3 protein-coding genes are annotated in these 3,457 nt (G+C 53.5%); all 3 read right to left on the bottom strand.

Features of this window, described 5'->3' with window-relative positions; all coding sequences use genetic code 11:
* The coding region (gene tssF, locus ACLQ7H_RS21110; protein ID WP_411754352.1) for a type VI secretion system baseplate subunit TssF at positions 1-1,454 on the bottom strand (1,454 nt) is incomplete at its 3' end.
* The gene (tssE, locus tag ACLQ7H_RS21105; RefSeq protein WP_411754351.1) at positions 1,454-1,894 is read right to left on the bottom strand and encodes a type VI secretion system baseplate subunit TssE; all 441 of its coding nucleotides are present in this window, start codon (positions 1,892-1,894) and stop codon (positions 1,454-1,456) included. The genes tssF and tssE, both read right to left, overlap by 1 nt.
* 6 nt (positions 1,895-1,900) lie before the next feature.
* Positions 1,901-3,382 (bottom strand): type VI secretion system contractile sheath large subunit, encoded by a 1,482-nt coding sequence (gene tssC / locus ACLQ7H_RS21100; protein WP_411754350.1) that lies wholly within the window; start codon positions 3,380-3,382, stop codon positions 1,901-1,903.
* Between the last annotated feature and the right edge of the window lie 75 nt (positions 3,383-3,457).

The raw sequence follows: 3,457 nt of genomic DNA, 5'->3' as shown, positions 1-3,457 counted from the left end.
ATGTAGTTCAATGACATATTGGACAACAAAGACCATTGCAAGCTGCCATCCAACACCGGATACAGCGGTACCGAAGGCCGGGTAATATTGCGGAAGGTGGCGAATGAAGGGCCTGCTTCCGTCCGTTGGCAGATATCACCCACGCGCAGCGCCAGCGGTAATTCGCGGTTGGTACAGGTCATGCTGACCGACACGTTTTCTTGCGCCAGTGCCACCGTCGATTCATCGCTGCGCACAAAGGAGATGTAATGCTCAAAACCCTTACGGAACAGCGAGTTTTTCACCCGCAGGCGGTAATAGAGCATGTTGCGCTCCTGCGCAGGCTCCACCTGATGATGGAAGCTTTCAAACGCCGGATAACTTCTTGCCTGCCCCCGCCCGCTGCCCTTGGGATCTTTGCTTAACCAGCTGTCCACGCGATCGACCGAGAAAATCTCATAGCGCTCAGGATGATGGTAACTGGCACACAGCGGATATTCGGTTTGGGTGCCATCCAGCGCGATCGCCTCGCTGTCGCGTTTGAACAGGTTCACCGCAGGGGTGCAGTTCAGGCGCAGAGTGGTTGGCCGTATCTTGACCTCAGGAGGCAACGGCTGGGAGAAATGCAGATTGAGGGTGAATTCGCTGGCTTTCAGATGCGCGGGGAAATCCACCACCCCAGCCACGTCAAAGAACAGGAAGCCTTCCGGGAAGCAGAAATACTCCTGCAGGATGCGATAGCCGACATAGGCATTTTTCGGATAAGGCAGCAACGCATCTTCACGCTCAAAGCCCACCGGGTTGAAGTCGAAGTCTGGCATCGGAATGGTGATGCCGTTGACCACCAGGTCGGCCCGTTCGAAATAGTGGCTGATCCAGAAATAGAGCTGGCTGCTGGTGTAACCGTCCTCTCCCAGATAGAAACGCAGTTTATCGAGCCGCATTTCCTGCACGTTCAACTCCGCCTTGGCGCCGAAGTGAATGCTCAAAATCCCCTGTTCGTTGCTGTTGTTGACGGCGATATCCTGGATGCCCATCGGGAACAGCCAGACATCCCGGCACAGTGTGAAGCTGCAATGGGGTCCGTGTGTTTCGCTGTCGTTTTGCAACGAGCCCCGTTCCGCCCGTTGCACAATCGGGACGCTCTCGATCTGGCTACCACGCTCGATCAACGTCGCTTCAGTGAGCGCACTGCTGTTTGGCGTGTATTCGACGATCGTCATGCTGGGCACTGGCCGCAAATAATTCGGCCACAGCATATTCAGCAGGCCGTGTGTCAACTCTGGGAACTGGTCGTCGATCTTTTCGCGCAGGTTGCCGGTCAGAAAAGCGAAGCCTTCCAACAGGCGCTCAACGTCCGGATCGGAACCCTGTTCGGATAAAAAGGCGGCAAGATGCGGCCGTTCGATTGCGGCATCCCGCCCTAATTGCCGGAGGTAATCCAGCTCATCCCTGAAGTACTTTTCGAACGACATTATGCTTCCTGGTTAAGGCAGTAACGGCGGTTGCTGTCCAGTTGAATATTGAACTCAACCACATCGCCGATATTGTCGAAATCAACGTGAGCACTGATATGGAAACTCAATAACAGTGGGTCCCCCTGATCCACCAGGGATTGAACGGCAACCGCAGAAATTCTTGGCTCGTAGCGCTCAATACACTCCTTGATGGCCTGCTCAATACTCTTACGGAAATCAGACGTGGTTGCCGTAGCATCATTAAGATCAATAACCCCCAGGCCTGCGGCACTTTGGCAGGCTCCGGGGCGCGAATTGAGGACTTCGTTCAAATGCTGCTTGATTGAGATTAATAGCTCTTGAACACGGCTATGCGAGGAAGGGCCAAAGCCCTTCCCCTGGATACGCTCAAACAAGCTGGCAGAACTTCCTCGCTCCCAATTAAGAAGCGCAGCCATTGCCTGTTATTCCTTATCCAAACGACCAACCAGCGAGAGCTCGAAACTGGCTCCCATGTATTTGAAGTGTGGACGCACCTGCATCGCTACCTGGTACCAGCCCGGATCCCCTTCGACATCCAGAACCTGGATCTGAGCAGAGCGCAGAGGGCGGCGGCTGCGGACATCGGTCGGTGGGTTTTCCTGATCGGCAATGTATTGCTTGAGCCAGATGTTCAGCTCACGCTCCAGATCCTGACGTTCTTTCCAGGAACCAATCTGCTCACGCTGCAGCACTTTGATATAGTGAGCCAGACGGTTGATGATGAACATGTACGGCAGTTGGGTACCCAACTTGTAGTTGGTTTCCGCCATCCGCCCTTCATGGGTATTCGGGAATACCTTCGGCTTTTGTACCGAGTTGGCCGAGAAGAAGGCGGCGTTGTCGGTTCCTTTGCGCATGGTCAGGGTAATAAAGCCCTCTTCCGCCAGCTCAAATTCACGACGATCGGTGATCAGCACTTCGGTCGGGATCTTCGCCTGTACCTGGCCCATTGCCTCATAGAGGTGAACCGGCAGGTTATGCACCGCACCACCGCTTTGTGGCCCGATGATGTTTGGGCACCAGCGGTACTTGGCGAAGCTGTCTGTCAGGCAGGCTGCCAACAGGAATGCGGTGTTGCCCCACAGGAAGTGTTCGTGATTTTTGCTGACGTCTTCGTAGTAGTTGAAATTCTTGATCGGATTTTCAACGGTGGAATACGGCAAACGCAGCAGGAAACGTGGAGTGGTCAGACCCAGATAGCGGGAGTCTTCCGACTCGCGCAGCGCACGCCATTTGGTGTGTGCTGGCCCTTCGAACACCGACTTCATGTCTTTGATGGCAGGCAACTCGGTAAAGCTGTTGATACCAAAGAAGTCCGGCGCAACGCTGGAAAGGAACGGCGCATGTGCCATGGCCCCAACGGCGCTGACGTATTGCAGCAGCTTCATATCCGGCGTGCTGTTGCTGAACGCATAGTTACCGATGATGGCTGCGGTAGGCTCGCCACCAAACTGGCCGTAACCGGATGAGTACACGTGTTTGTAGAAACCAGACTGGATAATCTCCGGCGAGAACTCAAAATCTTCCAGCAACTCTTCTTTCGTCGCGTGCATGATGTTGATTTTGATGTTTTCACGGAAATCGGTGCGATCCACCAGCAGTTTCAGTGAACGCCAGGAGGATTCGATTTCGCGGAATTCTTTGGCATGCAGAATTTCGTCCATCTGGGCACTGAGCTTTTTATCCAGCTCAATGATCATTCTGTCGACCAGCAGCTTGTTGATCGGCTCTTCATTGGTACCGGTGTCCAGAATGCTGCTAATAAACGCGGCAACGCCCTGTTTGGCGACATCATAGCCATCATTACCCGGCATCATGCGGGTCTGAGACATAATTTCGTCTAGCAGGAAAGTGGTACTGGTAGGCTCGGCAGCTAAAACAGCATTTTCTTCATGTAAAGACATACGTTAAATTCCCTCTTTCCGTCTCAATTATTTCTGATTAAGAATGTCCAGTTCCTTTAGCAACTGCTCACGCAT

Source organism: Serratia sp. (in: enterobacteria) (genome assembly GCF_046715635.1).
Taxonomy (GTDB): Bacteria; Pseudomonadota; Gammaproteobacteria; order Enterobacterales; family Enterobacteriaceae; genus Chania.
The sequence above is the reverse complement of the archived record's forward strand: the minus strand, read 5'-3'. Positions and strand labels throughout refer to the sequence as shown.

Coding starts and splice junctions, on each gene's coding strand:
- tssC (WP_411754350.1), bottom strand. CDS start 3,382: ATGTCTTTACATGAAGAAAATGCTGTTTTAGCTGCCGAGCCTACCAGT.
- tssE (WP_411754351.1), bottom strand. CDS start 1,894: ATGGCTGCGCTTCTTAATTGGGAGCGAGGAAGTTCTGCCAGCTTGTTT.